The organism is uncultured Campylobacter sp. (genome assembly GCF_963517995.1).
In the GTDB taxonomy this organism is placed as follows: domain Bacteria; phylum Campylobacterota; class Campylobacteria; order Campylobacterales; family Campylobacteraceae; genus Campylobacter_A.
Map to the genome: position 1 here is coordinate 1 of NZ_CAUQHQ010000047.1, position 16,085 is coordinate 16,085.

The 16,085-nt window shown below is 43.5% G+C and carries 20 protein-coding genes and 1 pseudogene; 15 read left to right on the plus strand and 6 right to left on the minus strand.

All coding sequences use genetic code 11. The features are described 5' to 3' along the window. The coding region (locus tag RYL88_RS06315; RefSeq protein ID WP_314989861.1) for a DNA adenine methylase at positions 1-527 on the plus strand (527 nt) is incomplete at its 5' end. Positions 528-538: 11 nt separating this feature from the next. On the opposite strand, the gene RYL88_RS06320 is transcribed toward RYL88_RS06315, so the two are convergent. After that, positions 539-805, minus strand: a complete 267-nt coding sequence (locus RYL88_RS06320) for a hypothetical protein (RefSeq protein ID WP_314989863.1) — start codon at positions 803-805, stop codon at positions 539-541. A 153-nt stretch (positions 806-958) separates the two neighbouring features. Here RYL88_RS06320 and RYL88_RS06325 point away from each other — a divergent pair, with 153 nt between their 5' ends. Further along, the gene (locus RYL88_RS06325; protein ID WP_297967228.1) at positions 959-1,612 is read left to right on the plus strand and encodes a S24 family peptidase; all 654 of its coding nucleotides are present in this window, start codon (positions 959-961) and stop codon (positions 1,610-1,612) included. 79 nt (positions 1,613-1,691) lie between these two features. Then, complete coding sequence (locus tag RYL88_RS06330; protein ID WP_314989866.1) at positions 1,692-1,913, plus strand: hypothetical protein; 222 nt, start codon at positions 1,692-1,694, stop codon at positions 1,911-1,913. 169 nt (positions 1,914-2,082) lie between these two features. On the opposite strand, the gene RYL88_RS06335 is transcribed toward RYL88_RS06330, so the two are convergent. The 5 genes from RYL88_RS06335 to RYL88_RS06355 form a co-directional block, all read right to left on the minus strand. Then, a complete protein-coding gene (locus tag RYL88_RS06335; RefSeq protein ID WP_314989868.1) occupies positions 2,083-2,499 on the minus strand; it encodes a hypothetical protein in 417 nt (138 codons plus the stop codon). Between the two features lie 67 nt (positions 2,500-2,566). Beyond that, positions 2,567-2,785 (minus strand): hypothetical protein, encoded by a 219-nt coding sequence (locus tag RYL88_RS06340; RefSeq protein WP_314989869.1) that lies wholly within the window; start codon positions 2,783-2,785, stop codon positions 2,567-2,569. After that, positions 2,772-3,158 carry a flagellar export chaperone FliS gene (gene fliS / locus RYL88_RS06345; RefSeq protein ID WP_314989870.1) on the minus strand — a complete coding sequence of 129 codons (387 nt, stop codon included), beginning with the start codon at positions 3,156-3,158 and terminating at the stop codon, positions 2,772-2,774. The genes RYL88_RS06340 and fliS overlap by 14 nt, the downstream gene beginning before the upstream one ends. 11 nt (positions 3,159-3,169) lie before the next feature. Continuing rightward, positions 3,170-4,906 carry a flagellar filament capping protein FliD gene (gene fliD / locus RYL88_RS06350; protein WP_314989872.1) on the minus strand — a complete coding sequence of 579 codons (1,737 nt, stop codon included), beginning with the start codon at positions 4,904-4,906 and terminating at the stop codon, positions 3,170-3,172. A gap of 1 nt (position 4,907) precedes the next feature. Continuing rightward, positions 4,908-5,279 (minus strand): FlaG family protein, encoded by a 372-nt coding sequence (locus tag RYL88_RS06355; RefSeq protein WP_314398609.1) that lies wholly within the window; start codon positions 5,277-5,279, stop codon positions 4,908-4,910. A gap of 143 nt (positions 5,280-5,422) precedes the next feature. Between RYL88_RS06355 and RYL88_RS06360 the strand changes: the two genes are divergently transcribed. The 12 genes and pseudogenes from RYL88_RS06360 (at position 5,423) to gatB (ending at position 15,490) form a co-directional block, all read left to right on the plus strand. Then, positions 5,423-5,800, plus strand: coding sequence for a hypothetical protein (locus tag RYL88_RS06360; protein WP_314989875.1), 378 nt, complete (start codon positions 5,423-5,425; stop codon positions 5,798-5,800). Then, positions 5,797-6,363 carry an RsmD family RNA methyltransferase gene (locus tag RYL88_RS06365; RefSeq protein WP_314989876.1) on the plus strand — a complete coding sequence of 189 codons (567 nt, stop codon included), beginning with the start codon at positions 5,797-5,799 and terminating at the stop codon, positions 6,361-6,363. The genes RYL88_RS06360 and RYL88_RS06365 overlap by 4 nt, the downstream gene beginning before the upstream one ends. 67 nt (positions 6,364-6,430) lie before the next feature. Continuing rightward, complete coding sequence (locus RYL88_RS06370) at positions 6,431-7,492, plus strand: flagellar basal body P-ring protein FlgI (RefSeq protein WP_314470548.1); 1,062 nt, start codon at positions 6,431-6,433, stop codon at positions 7,490-7,492. Continuing rightward, positions 7,492-7,803: a rod-binding protein gene (locus RYL88_RS06375; RefSeq protein ID WP_297965343.1), complete on the plus strand. Its 312-nt coding sequence runs from the start codon at positions 7,492-7,494 to the stop codon at positions 7,801-7,803. Before RYL88_RS06370 ends, RYL88_RS06375 begins: the two co-directional genes overlap by 1 nt. 53 nt (positions 7,804-7,856) lie before the next feature. After that, positions 7,857-8,060, plus strand: a complete 204-nt coding sequence (locus tag RYL88_RS06380) for a flagellar biosynthesis anti-sigma factor FlgM (RefSeq protein WP_122873807.1) — start codon at positions 7,857-7,859, stop codon at positions 8,058-8,060. A gap of 34 nt (positions 8,061-8,094) precedes the next feature. Beyond that, positions 8,095-8,523 carry a flagellar export chaperone FlgN gene (flgN, locus tag RYL88_RS06385; RefSeq protein WP_314989878.1) on the plus strand — a complete coding sequence of 143 codons (429 nt, stop codon included), beginning with the start codon at positions 8,095-8,097 and terminating at the stop codon, positions 8,521-8,523. 2 nt (positions 8,524-8,525) lie between these two features. Next, entirely contained in the window at positions 8,526-10,379 is a 1,854-nt protein-coding gene (gene flgK / locus RYL88_RS06390; protein ID WP_314989880.1) for a flagellar hook-associated protein FlgK, read from the plus strand. A 54-nt stretch (positions 10,380-10,433) separates the two neighbouring features. After that, positions 10,434-11,195 (plus strand): annotated as a pseudogene (locus tag RYL88_RS06395) (TIGR02757 family protein). A gap of 136 nt (positions 11,196-11,331) precedes the next feature. Then, entirely contained in the window at positions 11,332-11,880 is a 549-nt protein-coding gene (locus tag RYL88_RS06400; RefSeq protein ID WP_314989882.1) for a superoxide dismutase family protein, read from the plus strand. Positions 11,881-12,317: 437 nt separating this feature from the next. Next, on the plus strand, positions 12,318-13,085 hold the full coding sequence (locus tag RYL88_RS06405) for a TSUP family transporter (protein WP_314989883.1): 768 nt from the start codon (positions 12,318-12,320) through the stop codon (positions 13,083-13,085). Positions 13,086-13,231: 146 nt separating this feature from the next. Next, entirely contained in the window at positions 13,232-13,942 is a 711-nt protein-coding gene (locus tag RYL88_RS06410; protein WP_297965354.1) for a F0F1 ATP synthase subunit A, read from the plus strand. Positions 13,943-14,068: 126 nt separating this feature from the next. After that, positions 14,069-15,490 carry an Asp-tRNA(Asn)/Glu-tRNA(Gln) amidotransferase subunit GatB gene (gene gatB, locus RYL88_RS06415; protein WP_314989884.1) on the plus strand — a complete coding sequence of 474 codons (1,422 nt, stop codon included), beginning with the start codon at positions 14,069-14,071 and terminating at the stop codon, positions 15,488-15,490. Positions 15,491-16,085 lie beyond the last annotated feature (595 nt).

A 16,085-nucleotide genomic window follows, 5' to 3' on the forward strand; every position in this document is an offset into this window, starting at 1 on the left:
TGGACGCTATGCTAAAAAGCCGTGAGATATTCTACGCCATAAAAGAGGGCAAGATAAAACCTAAAAACAAGATAGAGGCTGCGGCGTTTTACTACTATCAAATAAGCCTAAGTTTTGGCGCAAAAGGGGATAATTTTGCCATGCCCAAAAACAGGAGTGCTAAAAATATATACAAGGACTTTTCTATATATTCAAGGCGTCTAAGGCGCGCTTCTATAGAAAATTTGAGCTATGAAAAGTTGATAGGACAATATGACGGTGCCGATACTCTGTTTTACATAGATCCGCCTTACGTAGGAACGGAAAATTATTACAAGACGGCAGATGGATTTACGACGTCTGATCATCAAAATTTAGCTCAAATTTTAAAGAGCATCAAGGCCAAATTTATGCTTAGCTATAACGACTGCGAAATGGTGCGCGATCTTTACGCGGGCCTTAATATCAAAGAGCTTGAGGTAAGTTATAGCCTAAACAACGCAGTGGAAAGAAAAACTAGCGGCGAGCTATTGATTATGAATTTTTAAGAGGCGGAGGTTTATGCCGCCCCACCTAGTCTTTTTAATTCTTTGTAAAGAGCAGCCATGTATTTTTGATTTTTAACATTACAGGCTAACTCACCACAGTTTATGGCCTTTTCACATCTTATAATCTCGCTTTTGATATCGGCTATTTTATATTCATACCTACCCTCTATCGTTATCTTGGCATTCCAGCTCGGGCTCCATATACAAAACATTGTTCTACTCCTAAAATCAAAATCCCGGGCTTCTATGATCAACCTTTTAAGCTCGGCTCTTACCATATTATCTCCTTTATTTCTTTATAGTAGACTATAACTCTACACAGCTGTGTATGGGCTGTGGTTTGGGCATATTCCTTATAAAATATAATAAATTTTAACATTTGGACTAAAATTAGATAAATTTATTACAAAATAAAACCAAAAGGAGAGTGTATGAATATGAACGAAGTTACGGAAAGATTAAAGGACATATTGGCTACCGAAGGCAAGAAAAACATTAAAGACGGCGATGTAGCTAGAGAACTGGGAATAAACCCCAACGCCTACGCTCAAATGAAATTTAGAAACGCCGTACCGTATAAGCAAATAATGGATTTTTTAGTAAAACGCAAAATTTCTATCAATTTATTCTTTTACAATCAAGAGGGCGAAAGTTTGGACGAGTCCGAAAAGAGATATAAAACTCTAAGGCTGTTTAACGTTAGAGCAAGCCTCGGCGGCGGAGGTTGGAATGAAGACGAAGATTTCGACGAGGTAGTAATGGATAATAAAATATTAAATAAATTTAGTAACTGCAGCGGGCCTTATCCTGTTGATATTATACCTGCTCAAGGCGATAGTATGGAGCCCCATCTGTGTAACGGGGATTTATGCATGATAGCAAGAGGCGTACCATATAAAGACGGAAACGTATATGCGGTAAACACTCCGGACGGGCTAGTCATCAAAGAGTGCTATAAACAAGGAGAAGAATTAATGTTGGTATCTTACAATCCTATTTATACACCTATGAGATTTTATCAATGTGAATGTCAAATAGTAGGTAGATTTGTAGGTCTACTTAGAGACATGAAGCATATAGATTAAAAGAGAACAAGAGTTTTAAAGACATTTTAAAGGGCGTTTAAAAGGACAAAATCGGCATATAAAATGAGAGTGAAAGAACATGGATTTCTGCCTCGCTCTCATTTTATATGCAAGATACTCTTATTTTAAATGCGCGCCGATAGAGATTTTTGCGTTTGACGCCGTAAAATTTAGCCGAGTTTTCAAAACCGAAACGTTTGGTAAATTTAAATTTTATCTGCGAGTTTTTGTCGTTTGTATAAAAACGCAAAGTGCCGCGCTAAATTTAACGCTTGATGTTTTGCATTTTGGAGGTTTTTAGAATTTAGGATTTTTATCCAGGCCGCAAAAGCCGTACGGGCAAAAGGTAGAAACATCGGCGCTAGGCGAGAGATTTTGGGTAAACGTCAAATTTGCTCGGATCTAGCAGCGTCAAAATTTGTAAGATTTATTTAAATTTGACCGCATTAAACGGCCGCGCATTTGCGGTTTTAAATATCCCAAATCTCTAAAATTTGCGGACAAACGGCGCTCACGGCTCGTTTAAATTCGGCTATTTGCTCTGCATTTGGCTCGTCTATGGTTTCAAATTTTTTAAACGTCTGGGCGATCTCAAGCCAGCCCGTCATATCCAAATCAAATTTAACCAAATTTGACGCGCAAAGATCGCCGTCGTCATGATCGTAAAGGGCGACTTTGCCGTCTTTTAAGCTTGCAAGCCACAAGTCACCCGCAACCGTATCGGCAAATATATAAAACTTGCGTAGTATTTGGCTCTCGCCCTCGAAATCAAACTGTGATTCGTCGTTAAATCGGGCTAGCTCGTGTTCTTGTAACACTCTAAAACCGCTTGCTATCTCCGTGCCGAAGCTATTTCGCAAAGCGTATTTTATATCGTTTTTCGTCATTTTTTTGCCTTTGTGCGGATAAATTTGAGAGAGAGGTTTAAAAAGCGCCATAAATTTAAGAAATTATTTACGACGCCATATATTTTTTTACGTTTTTTAGCTTTTCTAGCTCTTTGCCTAGCTTTGCTTTATTTTCTTGTATCAAATTTATCGCTGCGCCGAGGAGTTCCTGGGCTTGCAGGGCATCCTCTAGGCTGTCAAATTTACTAGGCGCCTCGTTTGCTAGCGCCGCGATAGCCTCCGCGTCATCGTTAGCGACGGCGATTTTTAGCTCATCCAGCCACATCGGCTTGTCCGGTCGTTTCTTTCCAGGCTTCTAGTAGCTGCTTTGTGACGCTTACGACCTCGTTTAGACTTTGTTCGTCGTTGTTTATATTTGCCATGGCTAGTAGCTGGATCTGCCTGGTATAAAGGCCGCTTAGGTAGTGCGCGATGTTGCCTTGGTCGTAGTCTAGCGAGTTTAGAAGTTCGACGAAGATCGCGTTTGTGCGGTTTATAAAATATACCTTTTTCTCTATGTCGTTTTCTTGCATCGCTTTTTTGGCTCTAAAGACAAATCTCAAAACGCCCTCGTAAAGCATCTCGATGAGCTTGGTAGGCGACTCGATGCCGCCTACGGCATTTTGCGAATACGCAGCGTGTGCGGTGTTGTATTGCATAAATTTACCTTTTATTTTTTATTATATTCGGCTTCGATCATCGATTTTAGCGACGAAAATTCGCTATTTAGCTTGCTGATGATCTTGTCGTATGCTAAAAATCGCTCTTCCATCGTGGCGTACTTCGCGTCTAGCGACTTTTGCGTCCTTTCTTTTTCGGCATCGAGCGTTTTTTTCTCCTCGATCAGGCTTTGTCCGTATTTGGTTAAAGAGCCGTTTTTCGAGTTGATTAGCCCGTCTACAGTCTTTTTCGCCGAGGAAAAGATACCGTTTACAGTCGTGCTTTTAGGCGTTATCGTAGATTCGCTTAGGCCTACCGCGTTTAGCGCGGCGGGCGAGCCTTTTATGCTTATTGCCGTACCGTTTGTGGTTTTTAGCGTTATTTTGTCTTCGCTTGAGGCTATGGTGGCTTGCACGCCCGCGATACCTGCGTCGTTTATGGCTTTTAGTAGAGCTAGTGCATTTTGCTTTGAGGTATTTGTAGCCGCAGTAGCCGGTAAATTTATCTTTTTGCCGTTTATTACTAGATCTTCGTTTGCGATAGTTAGCGAGCCGGCATCTACGGCTTTAGAGCTAAAGGCCTGAGCCTTGCCGTAGGTCGTGCCTCCTGCGAATATCTTTTGCACGCTTTGCAAATCCTCGTCTAGCTTTCTACCCAGTTTTGAGCTATCAAGCTCCAGTAAGCCTTCTTTGTTTAAGCTTAGTCCGTAGTCGGCTAAATTTGCGGTTTTGGTTACGCCGTTTTTATCGGTGTAGGTTTGATTGGCGAATAAAATTTTATTTAGCGTCGATTTTATGCCAGTTATCTCGCTCACGCCTTGAAAAGTTCCCGATTTTTTCGTATCGCTATCGTAGTCGGTGGCGACTTTTAGGTTGTTGGTAAGATTATTGTACGCCGTAACTAGACTTTGCATGCTCTCTTTTATAGCGCTTGCGTCCTCTTTGATACTAAAGGTCGTCTTGCCCGTATCTTTTAGCTTTATCGTCATTCCTAAATTTAAATCTTTTACCTCGTTGCCGCTTCGTTTTATCGTGATACCGTTGTAGACAAACTCGGCATCTTGCGCGGTCGAAATTTTATTGCTAGCGATATTTGCGCTGTCCCAGCCGAGCTTTTGCAAGACGTCCGATGCGCCGCTTAGAGCCGACCCGTCGCTATCTACGTCGGTGATTTCGATCTTGTTTTCAGCACCCGTTTCTTTTGATTGCAGTATAAGCTGATACGGATCTTCGCCGCCTACTTTCATCGCTTTTGCCGAAACGGCGCCGTTTGTGATCTCGTTGATCTTATCGGCTAGCTCTTCAAGCGTAGTAGAGCTTCTTACTTCTATCTTATGCGTCGTGCCTCCGACTTTTATGCCAAACGTCCCATTTTTGCCGATAAATGAGCTTGAGGTGGCAAATTTGGTGCTTTGATAAACGTCTTTTTTGGCTAGTTGCCTTACGTCTATTTCGATATCTTGTACCGCCACGCCCGCGCTTGCGGTTACCTCCGCGCTTTTGCCGTCTGCGGTAGTGGTTCTTTTTTGATACGAGCTATCGTCTGCTAGAGTTGAAACCGAGGAGCGAAAAGTACCGATGAGCGTTTTTAGAGCGGTTAGATCCTTTTGCTTCGTCGCATTTGCCGTGATTTTAGAGGTTACGGGTTTTATCTGACCCGCTTCATCGGCGGCTTTTAGCTTATCTATAACGTCTTGAGTTAGAACTTGGCTTCCAAAGCCGAGTGAAGAAACTTTACCTAGTGCCATTTTAGCTCTCCTTGTCAAATAATACGCCGACGGCTTCTTTAAAATACTCGCTTAGTTTCATCGCCTGCTCGGTCGGGATCTTGCGAATAACTTCGCCCGTTTTCATCTCCATTACGTTTACGTACATCGCGCCTATTTTATCGTTATAGCCAAAGCGTATACTAGTGCCTAGATCTTCCATTTGTTTATTTAGTTTTTCGGTAGCTTCTTTTACCTCTTTGCTTAGCGTTTCGTTATTTTGCTCGGTTAAATTACGCGTAGCGTCATGCTGGATGTGAGTTTGCTCGACCTCTCTAGTTTGAGTAGAGCTTTGCGCATGCGAGCTTGTAACCGCGTTTGCCATCGGCTGGCTTGCCGCTTTGAAAATTTCCATATTTTCTCCTTTAAATGTTTGCTAGCTTCTATATCGTCAAATTTGCAAATTTTTTTAGCCCCGCCGGGCAAATTTTTTCTTAATTTAAATTTTCGCATAAATTTGTTAAAATCCGACCTAAATCAAGGCGGAAAGGAGAATTTGTGAAAATTTCATTTGAGTGCGACTGCATTTTGCTGGGGGAGTCACTAAGGCTGTTTTTAAGAGATTTTATCTCGCCTAAAAAAGATTGCGATTTTATCGTGGCGGATAAAAAGATAGAAGCCAAAAAGCCCGTTTTCGTGATCGCCGAGCACTCGCCGCATCTAAAAATCCCTTTTAGCAAAGAAGCTCTTATCTCCGCGCTTGAGGAGTTTTACTCGGCGATCCAGTTTTCAGACCCCCTCGCGCCTTCTCGCGCTGCCGCGCCCGCACAAGAAAAAGCCGCACCGCAAAACGGTTCAAATTTGGAGCTTGAGGTTTCAAATTTGATAGATAAATTTAAAGAAGAACTGCTCGCGGTTCTAAGGAAAGCTCGTTGAAAAATCTCTACGCTACGATTTCAAGCGGTAAATTTAAAGGTAAAAAGTTGCTTTTGCCATCGCTTCAAACCACAAGAAGTACAAAAAGCATCGTCAAAGGCTCGTTTTCCGATTCGTTTCGCTACGAGCTAGCGGGTAAGGTTTTTATCGAGGCTTTTGGCGGTAGCGCGCTGATGGCCGCAGAGGCGCTAAGTAACGGCGCGGCAAAGGCTTATGCGGTAGAAATTGACAAAAACGCCTACAAGATCGCGATACAAAACGCTAAGCTTATCGGTGACGAGCTAGAAATCATAAACGGCGATACTTTTGATACTACTCCCGCCATCGTCATGAGGCAAAATTTACCCGTTATCTTGTATCTTGATCCGCCTTTTGATATCAGGGACGGTTTTGCGGACGTTTATGAAAAGTGCGTAAATTTGGTAAGAAATTTGCTAAAAGACAAAATTTACCTGATCGCTTTCGAGCACGCCAGCCATCTAAATTTACCGGAAAGCATCGGCGCCTTTACGCTTTTAAAATCTAAAAAATTCGGAAATACTTCGCTTAGCTACTATTCTTAAAAATTTTTGTTTCAATTTGGAATGCTAATTGCTTTTCGTCTTTGAAAATATAAATTTAAGGACGAAAATGAAACTAGCGGCATGCTTGTTAACCCTTGCTATATCGGCTTTTGCGGCGCAGATAAAAGACATCGCAAACGTCGTCGGCGTGAGGGAAAATCAGCTGATCGGATACGGTCTGGTCGTCGGTCTAAACGGCTCTGGCGACGGCAGTAGCTCTGAGTTTACGATCCAGTCTCTTTCAAATATGCTTCAAAGCGTAAACGTAAAAATCAAGCCTGACGACATCAAGTCAAAAAATACCGCTGCGGTTATGGTTATCGCAAAGCTACCGCCGTTTGCTAGGCAGGGCGATAAGCTTGATGTCGTGATATCTTCTATCGGCGACGCAAAGAGCCTGCAGGGCGGAACGCTTTTGATGACTCCGCTTAAGGGCGTGGACGGCGACATCTACGCTTTAGCGCAAGGCTCGCTAACCATAGGTGGCAAGACGGCGTCTCGCGGCGGAGCAAGCAAGGACGGCAACCACGTAACCGCGGGCACGATCCCAAGCGGCGCGATCGTGGAGCGCGAGATAGCATATGATATCTATAATCAAGAAGCGATATTTTTAAGCTTAAAGGAGTCGAATTTCGACACCGCTTCAAATATCCAAAGAGCGGTAAATTTAAATCTAGGCGGCGAAACTGCGACGGCTATCGACTCTAGAACCATCAAAGTATCAAAACCGGAAGGCTCAAACGCGGTTGAGTTTATCGCTAAGGTGTTAAATTTGGACGTGGATTATAAAGCGCTAGATAAAATCGTAATCGACGAGCGCACCGGCACGATCGTAAGCGGTATAAATATCACGGTCGATCCAGTTGTTATCACGCACAGAGATATCACGATAAAGATAGAGCCTAGTTCATATGGCGATATGGCTGCAAACGGGCAAACAATCGACTTGCAAGACGGCGCAGCGGTCGATCCGCTAACTAATATGCTAAAAATCAGCGGCGAAAAAACTACCGTAGCTAGCGTCGCAAGGGCGTTAAGCAAGATGGGCGCGACTCCTAGCGACATCATCGCGATAATGGAAAATCTAAAGCGCGTGGGCGCCATACACGTAAATTTGGAGATAATATAATGTTAAACGTAGATACTTCGGCGGCTTTAAGCTCTTATAACAAATTTGCTACGAGCTCTATCGAAAATAGGCGCGCTAATAAGCCTCAAAGCGAACAAGACGCGCTTTTAAAAGAGCAAACCGATGCTTTTGAGGCGTTTTTGGTTAAAAGCGTGCTAGATATCGCGCTAAAGGACGAAAATCCGTTATTCGGCAAAGACGCCGGAGACGAGATATATCACTCGATGTATAACGATACGATGAGCAAGGCTCTGAGCGGAAATTTGGGCTTTAGCGAACTTTTATTCAATTATTTGAAAGAAAGGGCTTAAGAAATTTCAGATTTTGCCGATTTAGTTTTTAACAAATCTAAAAAGGCTTGAAAATGATAGGAACTTTAGGAGCTAAACTGGGCATGAGCCCGCAACAAATCACTCGCTCAAATGACGTAAAAAAGAGCGAAAACATGGAAAAAACACAAGGCAAAGAAGAAAGCAAGGTCGCAAAGATAGCCGAGCAGATCGCAAACGGAACATATAAACTAGATATGTCCAAGACTGCAAAAGCCGTTGCCGATACGCTTTTATAAGATTTTTGTCCTTGCGTAAAAAGAAAGGACAAAAATGCTTAAAAGATATTTGGACGAGGCGATGGGCGTATTAGACGGACTCATCGCCCAAACTACGGAAGATATAGAAAAAATAAAACTAGCCGACCACAGCAGGGTCGATGATAGCGTTAGACGCAAAAACGAGCTGGTTAAAAAATTCGAATCTATAAAATCGCTACTAGATAAAGAGCTTTTAAGAGTTTCAAAGGAAAACGGCGGGGCAAATTTAAGCTCGATCCTAGATGATGAGGTCAAGTCGTCTCTAGCTCTCATGCGCTCAAAGCTTGAAGAGCTCTACTCAAAAAATAAAGAATACGCAAAATACGTCGTCGGAGTGAAAGAATTTTTCGATAGCTTGCTAAAAAATATGTTTAAAAGTGAGCCGGGCAACTACGACAAAGAGGGCTTGACGCCTGAAAGTTTATTTAAAACGAGGGTTTAAAAATGGCTAATATTTTTTCGTCTTTACATATCGGCGTGAGCGGCCTAGACGCCGCGCAAACGCAAATCACCACGACCGGACACAACATCACAAACGCCGATAGCGAGCACTACACTAGGCAGCGCGTCGTGCAGTCTGCTAGAGAGCCTTTTCACGATATGCCCGGCGACATCGGTACTGGCACTAAAGTCGACACGGTCGTGCGCGTGCATGACGAATTTACTTTCGCTAGACTTCGTACTTCAAATATAAATTTAGAATCAAGCGAATATAAAAAGCAAATTTTAGAAGAGATTTCGCAGCGTTTCCCCGATCTGCAAAGCGTGGGTATAGGCAGAGATTTGCAAAATTATTTCAACGCGTGGAACAATCTTGCTTCAAACCCGACGGAAGGCTCGCAGAAGGTAAATTTGCTAAATTCGGCAGCAACGCTATCAAATAGCATAAATAAAGCCCACGATATGCTAACCAAGATCCAAAAAGACGTGGACTCCCAGGTGGAAGTTTCCGTAAACGAAATCAACAAATACGCCAAGCAAATCGCGCAGATAAATAAAGAGATCGTCCGCGTCGAATCAGTCGGCAGCACTAGAGCAAACGACCTGCGAGATAAACGCGATCAGCTCGAGCTTGCGATGTCAAAACTCGTAGGTATCAGCGTATTTAAAGGGCAACTACAAAGCAGCAATGTCGATCCGACTGTAACCGATATGGGTACGAAGCATCAGATAAATATCTCGGGGTTTAATATCGTAGACGGCACGACGTATCATCCGCTAACAGTCGATAGGATAAGCGACAAAAGCGATTTTAAAGGCGTATTTTTCGAGAGGGACGACGGTAAAAAGGTCGATCTAAACGGACGAATCTCAGGCGGTAAACTAGGCGCCGCTCTTGATCTACGCGGGCGCAGAGTGGATGATAGCGGAGAGTTTCAAGACGGAACTATACAAAAATATATAGACAACCTAAATACGTTCGCCAAAGGTATCATAAACGAGACGAACAATATCTACGCGAGATCGGCCGTAGAAAACGCCGTGACGGACGAACTAGACGGCTTAAGCAACTCTAGGACGCTGATGAATTTTAATAACGACATCAAACACGGTAGCTTTGACGTCGTAGTTTATAACAACCAAGGCCAAGAGGTAGCACGCAAGACGATAAACATAAACGCAACCACGTCTATGAACGACAACGCGCGCGGCAACTCTATCGTGAGAGATTTTAACTCCGATACCGACGATAACGGCGATAATAACTCGCTAAACGACGTGGACGATTATTTTCAGGCAAACTATCAATACGACGCGGCGACGGGCAAAGGCACGTTTGGCGTAACCCCTAAAAGAAATGCCGGCGAATACAGCGTCGCTTTTGTAGATCGCGGTACGAATTTCCCGGGTATTATCGGGGTAAATAGAGTTTTTGAGGGCGGAAACGCGAAAAATATGAGCGTAAAAAGCGAGCTAACCGAAAATCCGCACAAGCTAAAAGCCTACTCAAACCCGACTCCGGGCAACAACGAAGTCGCAAACGATATGGTGCAAATGCAGTATAAAAAAATCATATTTTACTCCGACAAGCATGCGGACAAGGAGGAGAGCGTCGAGGGCTACTACCGCTATATAACTACCGATCTAGCCAGCCAAACTCAGGCAAATAACGATCTAAACGACGCAAATACAGCCATTCATAAGGTTGCGATGTCCGAGTATCAGTCCGTTAGCGGCGTAAATTTAAACGAAGAGCTAACAAATCTCATACGCTTTCAAAGCAGCTACGGCGCGGCGGCCAAAATCATCACGACCGTGGAAAAGATGCTAGATACCTTGCTCACGCTAAAACAATAAATTTAAATTTCTTTTAGCCTTTTTGGTTTAAAATCTCGGACAAAAAGGCTAAAAATGGACTTAAAAATCCTCCTAGATCAAAACGTAATCTCTAAAAACACCCATGCAGACTTGTTTGCCGCCGCCGATCCGCTGCAAGTAGCTAGCAAATTTAAAACGCCCGAGATCTCGCTCATCTGCGCGCTTTTTGCTTATGGCAACGCAAAACTCATCGTCAATTTTCTAAATTCGCTCGACTTCTCGTTGTTGGATAAAAGCGAGGAGGAAATCATTGCAAATTTGACGCGGTACAAATACCGCTTTCAAAGCTGCGAGGACGTGCGGCAGATTTTTATCGCCGTTTCGCGCCTAAAAAAGCACGGCAATATCGAAAACGCGGTGAGAATGGGCTTTGAGAAAAGCGGCTCGATGGTCGATGGCGTAAACGAGCTCATATAATTTATTTACTCTCTAAACCCTTACCTCTCGGAGGGGTATTTTTTTTTTTTCGGAAAAACATACTAAAAAGCGCCGCAAAGCCCGTATAAACGCTACAATATGTTCCTGCGCTGGATGGTGCGAGATAGCGACATCGACCTTGGGCTCTTTAAAAGCCTGCCAAAAAGCAAGCTCCTCATGCCTCTTGACGTGCATACGCACCGAGTTTCGCTAAATTTGGGCTTAATCTCTCGCAAAAGCTATGATTTTAAGGCTGTGCGCGAGCTAACGGACAAACTTTGCGAATTTGACCCCGCCGACCCGATCAAATACGACTTTGCGCTCTACCGCATTGGTCAAAGCGGCGAACTGGCGCAAATTTTAAGCGAGATAAAGTAAATTTAACGAGTTTTGCTTTGCGCAAAACGGCGGCAAATTTAAAGCATCGCGGCGTATTAAATTTAAGAAAATTTAAAGCCTAAATTAATCAAATTTAGGCTATAGTTACCTCGCAATTACATTTTAAGGAGAAAAAATGAAAAAAATCGTTTTAGCTAGCGCGGCTCTAGGCTGCCTACTCGCTACTAGCGCTCTTGCGCACGAGGAAAAAGTCTTTGATCCAAAGGCCGGCAAACACCTAGTCGTCACTATGGAGCAACTAAGCGAAAGGGGCAACACCGTCGTGGGCGAGGTCGTAGCGATTGAGACTAACTACGGCGTGGCGTTGTTCCCAAATCTTAAAGGCCTTGAGGGCGGTGCACACGGATTTCACGTACATCAAAACGCTGACTGCGGCGCTAACGAGAAAGGTCTAGGCATGAAAGCCGGCGGTCACTGGGATCCGGCCGAGACTAAAAAACACTCTTTTGCATGGGACGACAGCGGCCACAAGGGCGATTTGCCTGCGCTTTTCGTCGATGCCGAGGGCAACGCGGTTTATCCGGTCCTAGCTCCGAAAATCAAGAGCTTAGATGAGCTAAAAGGCCACTCGCTAATGATTCACGTCGGCGGCGATAATCACAGCGACCATCCAAAGCCTCTTGGCGGCGGCGGCGCTAGAATGGTTTGCGGCGTTATAAAATAATCCCGCATTCGCCGATTTGCCGCGCTTGGCAGTCGGCGAATTTCTTTTTTCTTAACTCGGTCAAATTTAACGCGGCTTTAAATTTAGCGCCTCGTATGTTTTCAAGCCAGCATCTCGAAAAAGCAAAATCCCAATTAATTTTCTAAAATATCAAATTTTGTCCGCGCGGCTTCGCAAACTAAATTTTAAAAACTATATCAAATTTACCATCGTTAAATAGAGCTCAAATTTGCAAAATTTGTCTAAAACTTCAAAAATCGCCGAACTTGCCAGCAAAATTTACAAAATGCACCGCAACCTAAACCGCTAAATTTAATCCCACTTGGCAAAATTTACTCGCCGTTTCGTTAAATTTTAACCGCAGTAAAACAAAAAGCCGAATTTTATAAATTTTTTAAATTTTTCGTAGTATGATTTTGCTTTTTAAAGGGGCGAAAATGGACTTTGACTTCGGCGTTACGGCGTATTTGATATTTTTCGCGGTGGCTTTTGCGGCGGGTTTTGTAGATGCGATCGCGGGCGGGGGCGGACTGATCGCGCTGCCGACCATCATGGCGATGGGCGTGCCGCCTCACGTGGCGCTAGCTACGAACAAGCTTCAAGGTACTTTCGGTAGCTTCACCGCGGCGCTAAATTTCGCTCGAAAAGGCATGATAAATTTCCGCGAAGTGTTCATCGGCATCGTTTTTACCTTTATCGGCGCGTGCGTCGGCACAGTACTTATATTGTTTTTGAGCGCCGAGTTTTTGCGCGTTATTATCCCGTTTTGTTTGATAGCGATTTTCATCTATACACTTTTGATGCCAAAGGTCGGCGACGAGGATAGAGCCGCCCGTATGAACGCACGGGCATTTTATGTGATATTCGGGCTTATTTTGGGCTTTTACGACGGATTTTTCGGGCCTGGAGCTGGCAGTTTTTGGACGTTTGCGATGGTTGCGCTCATCGGGCTAAATATGAAAAAAGCCGTCGCGCATACGAAAATCCTAAATTTTACCAGCAACATCGTCTCTCTTGCCGTTTTTATCGCGGGCGGACAGATACTTTGGGCGGTCGGGCTTTTGATGGGCGCGGGGCAGGTTTTGGGCGCGTATTTTGGTTCAAATATGGTTATGAAAAAGGACGTTAAATTTGTTAGAGTCGTATTTCTAGCCGTCGTGGGCGCGACGATACTAAAGCTCGTTTACGATAGATTTTCTGCGTAAGCGGGATTTTAAAAAACGGCGATGAAATTTGGGCTAAATTTTGTAAAAAGCTAAAAAATCGGGCGAAATTTGAGGTAATCTTAAAAAACTTTTAACGTTTATTTGGATAAAATTGCGTCTAAAATTTATAAATTCAAGGTTAATCTATGCAAGAAAATTTGTTTTTATTTACGGGTTGGATCGCTTCTTTTTTTACAGCTAACGACCATGTTATTCATGCGGTAAATTATGCGGGACATCTTGCTATTGTCGCTCTTATCGTAGTGCTTTTTGCTAAACTTGCTACAAAAAATATGCAGCTAGTGCCTCGCGGCTCTCAAAATTTGCTTGAGGCATATCTGGAGGGCGTCGTATCTATGGGTAAGGACGTGCTAGGTAGCGAAGCGCTGTCTAGAAAATATCTGCCGCTAGTCGCCACTATCGGTTTGATCGTATTCGTGAGTAACATAATAGGCATAATACCTGGATTTGAGGCTCCGACTTCGAGCCTAAATTTGACCCTTACTTTGGCGCTCGTTGTTTTTATATTTTACAACTTTGAGGGTATTAGACAAAACGGCATCATTAAGTATTTTGCGCACTTTATGGGACCGAACAAATGGCTAGCTCCGATAATGTTTATCGTTGAGGTCGTTTCGCATCTATCTCGCGTAGTATCGCTTTCTTTCAGGCTTTTTGGCAACATCAAGGGTGATGATTTGTTTCTTTTGGTCGTGCTTGCGCTAGCTCCTTGGGTAGCTCCGCTTCCTGCGTTTGTTTTGCTTACATTTATGGCGTGCTTGCAGACATTTATCTTTATGATTCTTACTTACGTGTATCTTGCCGGCGCAATTTTGATCAGCCACGAGGAACACTAAAATTTAAATTTACGCGTCCGCTAGCTAAAATACGCTAAAAATCGGCGGATGCAACCCTTTCTTTTTATCTAACTTAAATAAAAATCCTGCTAAAATAAGCCCTAAATTTTAAATAAGAGGCAAATTATGTTTGAAGTCGTTATCGGGCTAGAGGTTCATACTCAGCTTAATACAAAAACTAAAATTTTCTGCTCTTGCTCCACGAGCTTCGGCGATGAGGCAAATACTCACGTTTGTCCGACCTGCCTGGCGCTACCTGGGGCCTTACCGGTACTAAACAAAGAAGCCGTGAGAAAGGCGATAAGCTTTGGCGCGGCGGTAAATGCGACTGTAAATAAACGCTCTGTTTTTAACCGTAAAAACTACTTTTATCCCGACCTTCCAAAAGCCTATCAAATTTCGCAGTTTGAGATACCGATAGTAGAAAAAGGCGAGCTTTTTATCGAAGTAAACGGCGAAAAAAAACGCATCGGCATCACTCGTGCGCACCTTGAAGAAGACGCGGGCAAAAATATCCACGAGAGCGGACAGAGTCTAGTCGATCTAAACCGCGCCGGCACGCCTCTGCTTGAGATCGTGAGCGAGCCTGATCTGCGCAGCTCCGACGAGGCGGTCGCATACCTAAAAAAACTGCACTCGATTTTGCGATTTTTAAACATCAGCGACGCTAATATGCAAGAGGGAAGCTTTCGCTGCGACGCCAACGTCAGCATCCGCCCAAAAGGCGACAGCAAGCTTTATACGCGCGTCGAGATTAAAAATTTAAACTCGTTTAGATTTATCCAAAAGGCGATTGATTACGAGGTCGAGCGTCAGAGCGCAGCGTGGGAAGACGGCAAATACGATGAGGAGGTTTATCAAGAGACTCGCCTTTTTGATACCGTAAATTTGGTCACGCGCTCAATGCGAGGCAAAGAAGATAGTGCGGAGTATAGATATTTCCCAGATCCAGATCTACTACCAGTCGAGATCCCTGAGGAGATGTATAACGAAGCAACCAAAATTCCCGAGTTTGCCGAGCAAAAGGTCGCTAGATACGAGCGAGAGCTTGGCGTCAAAGAGGATGATGCCGTAGTTTTAACTAGTAGTGTAGAGACGGCGAAGTATTTCGAGGAGCTAATCGCGGCTAAAATATCGCCGAAACTTGCCGTAACGTGGCTCATCGTCGAGCTTTTGGGTCGTCTAAAAAACGGCGCTACGATCGAGACTTCACCCGTAAATTCGGCTAAGATGATAGAGCTTTTGCGCCGCATCGAAGACGGCACGATAAGCGCCAAGGCGGCAAAAGAGGTGCTTGACTATCTTATGGAAAACGAGGGTAGCGTAGACACCGTCATCGAAAAATTGGGATTAAAGCAGGTCAGCGACGACTCGGCCATCATAGCGATAATAGATCAAATTTTAAGCGCGAATGCCGACAAGGTCGCCGAGTATAAAAGCGGCAAGGACAAGCTTTTTGGATTTTTCGTCGGACAAACGATGAAAGAGGGCAAAGGCGCGTTTAATCCCGCAAAAGTAAATGAGCTTTTGAAGTCTAAACTGGGGTAAATTTTGTTCTATTTCGTCGTTTCGGCGATTAAATTTTGTTTTTTCCGACGTAACCGTTTTGCGCTAAATTTGGCTTAAGCAAGCTTTTGGAATTAAATTTTTGCTAAATTTATGAGTTTGCAGGAACCAGAAAGGTTAAATTTGATAAAAAACGGATCAAATTTATTTCTCGAATTTACCCTTGCGCGGTTTTAAAACCCAAGTACGGCGCCGCAAAGCCGTCCAAACCGATAAATTAAAAATGTTAAGCGCGTTTTATTTTGCATGAAGTCGGCACCGACAAAATTTGGACTTTTAAACCGAGTTTAAATTTAACAAGCTTTGCAAGACAGCTAGCGGCGCGAATAAATAGGGTAAATTTGGCATTTTAGTAGTTAAATTTGCTTTGCGATAGTTTTAAATTTTGACTTTCTTTAACGTAGGTAGCGATAAATTTAAAACGCTTTTGGCGAGCATGGGATCAATTTTTACAAAAAGTTAGCGATAAATTTCGCTAAAAGCGAAGTAAGCCGATCAAATTTAGCTAAAATAAACGTAAATCACAAAAAAGAGAAAAAATGAAAATAGCCATCATCGGAGCGGGGAAGTGGGGCAG

Excerpts from the sequence above, each read along its gene's own strand:
- RYL88_RS06320 (WP_314989863.1), bottom strand. The coding sequence starts at position 805 with ATGGTAAGAGCCGAGCTTAAAAGGTTGATCATAGAAGCCCGGGATTTT.
- RYL88_RS06325 (WP_297967228.1), top strand. The coding sequence starts at position 959 with ATGAATATGAACGAAGTTACGGAAAGATTAAAGGACATATTGGCTACC.
- RYL88_RS06330 (WP_314989866.1), top strand. The coding sequence starts at position 1,692 with ATGGATTTCTGCCTCGCTCTCATTTTATATGCAAGATACTCTTATTTT.
- RYL88_RS06335 (WP_314989868.1), bottom strand. The coding sequence starts at position 2,499 with ATGACGAAAAACGATATAAAATACGCTTTGCGAAATAGCTTCGGCACG.
- RYL88_RS06340 (WP_314989869.1), bottom strand. The coding sequence starts at position 2,785 with ATGTGGCTGGATGAGCTAAAAATCGCCGTCGCTAACGATGACGCGGAG.
- fliS (WP_314989870.1), bottom strand. The coding sequence starts at position 3,158 with ATGCAATACAACACCGCACACGCTGCGTATTCGCAAAATGCCGTAGGC.
- fliD (WP_314989872.1), bottom strand. The coding sequence starts at position 4,906 with ATGGCACTAGGTAAAGTTTCTTCACTCGGCTTTGGAAGCCAAGTTCTA.
- RYL88_RS06355 (WP_314398609.1), bottom strand. The coding sequence starts at position 5,279 with ATGGAAATTTTCAAAGCGGCAAGCCAGCCGATGGCAAACGCGGTTACA.
- RYL88_RS06370 (WP_314470548.1), top strand. The coding sequence starts at position 6,431 with ATGAAACTAGCGGCATGCTTGTTAACCCTTGCTATATCGGCTTTTGCG.
- RYL88_RS06375 (WP_297965343.1), top strand. The coding sequence starts at position 7,492 with ATGTTAAACGTAGATACTTCGGCGGCTTTAAGCTCTTATAACAAATTT.
- RYL88_RS06380 (WP_122873807.1), top strand. The coding sequence starts at position 7,857 with ATGATAGGAACTTTAGGAGCTAAACTGGGCATGAGCCCGCAACAAATC.
- flgN (WP_314989878.1), top strand. The coding sequence starts at position 8,095 with ATGCTTAAAAGATATTTGGACGAGGCGATGGGCGTATTAGACGGACTC.
- flgK (WP_314989880.1), top strand. The coding sequence starts at position 8,526 with ATGGCTAATATTTTTTCGTCTTTACATATCGGCGTGAGCGGCCTAGAC.
- RYL88_RS06400 (WP_314989882.1), top strand. The coding sequence starts at position 11,332 with ATGAAAAAAATCGTTTTAGCTAGCGCGGCTCTAGGCTGCCTACTCGCT.
- RYL88_RS06405 (WP_314989883.1), top strand. The coding sequence starts at position 12,318 with ATGGACTTTGACTTCGGCGTTACGGCGTATTTGATATTTTTCGCGGTG.
- RYL88_RS06410 (WP_297965354.1), top strand. The coding sequence starts at position 13,232 with ATGCAAGAAAATTTGTTTTTATTTACGGGTTGGATCGCTTCTTTTTTT.
- gatB (WP_314989884.1), top strand. The coding sequence starts at position 14,069 with ATGTTTGAAGTCGTTATCGGGCTAGAGGTTCATACTCAGCTTAATACA.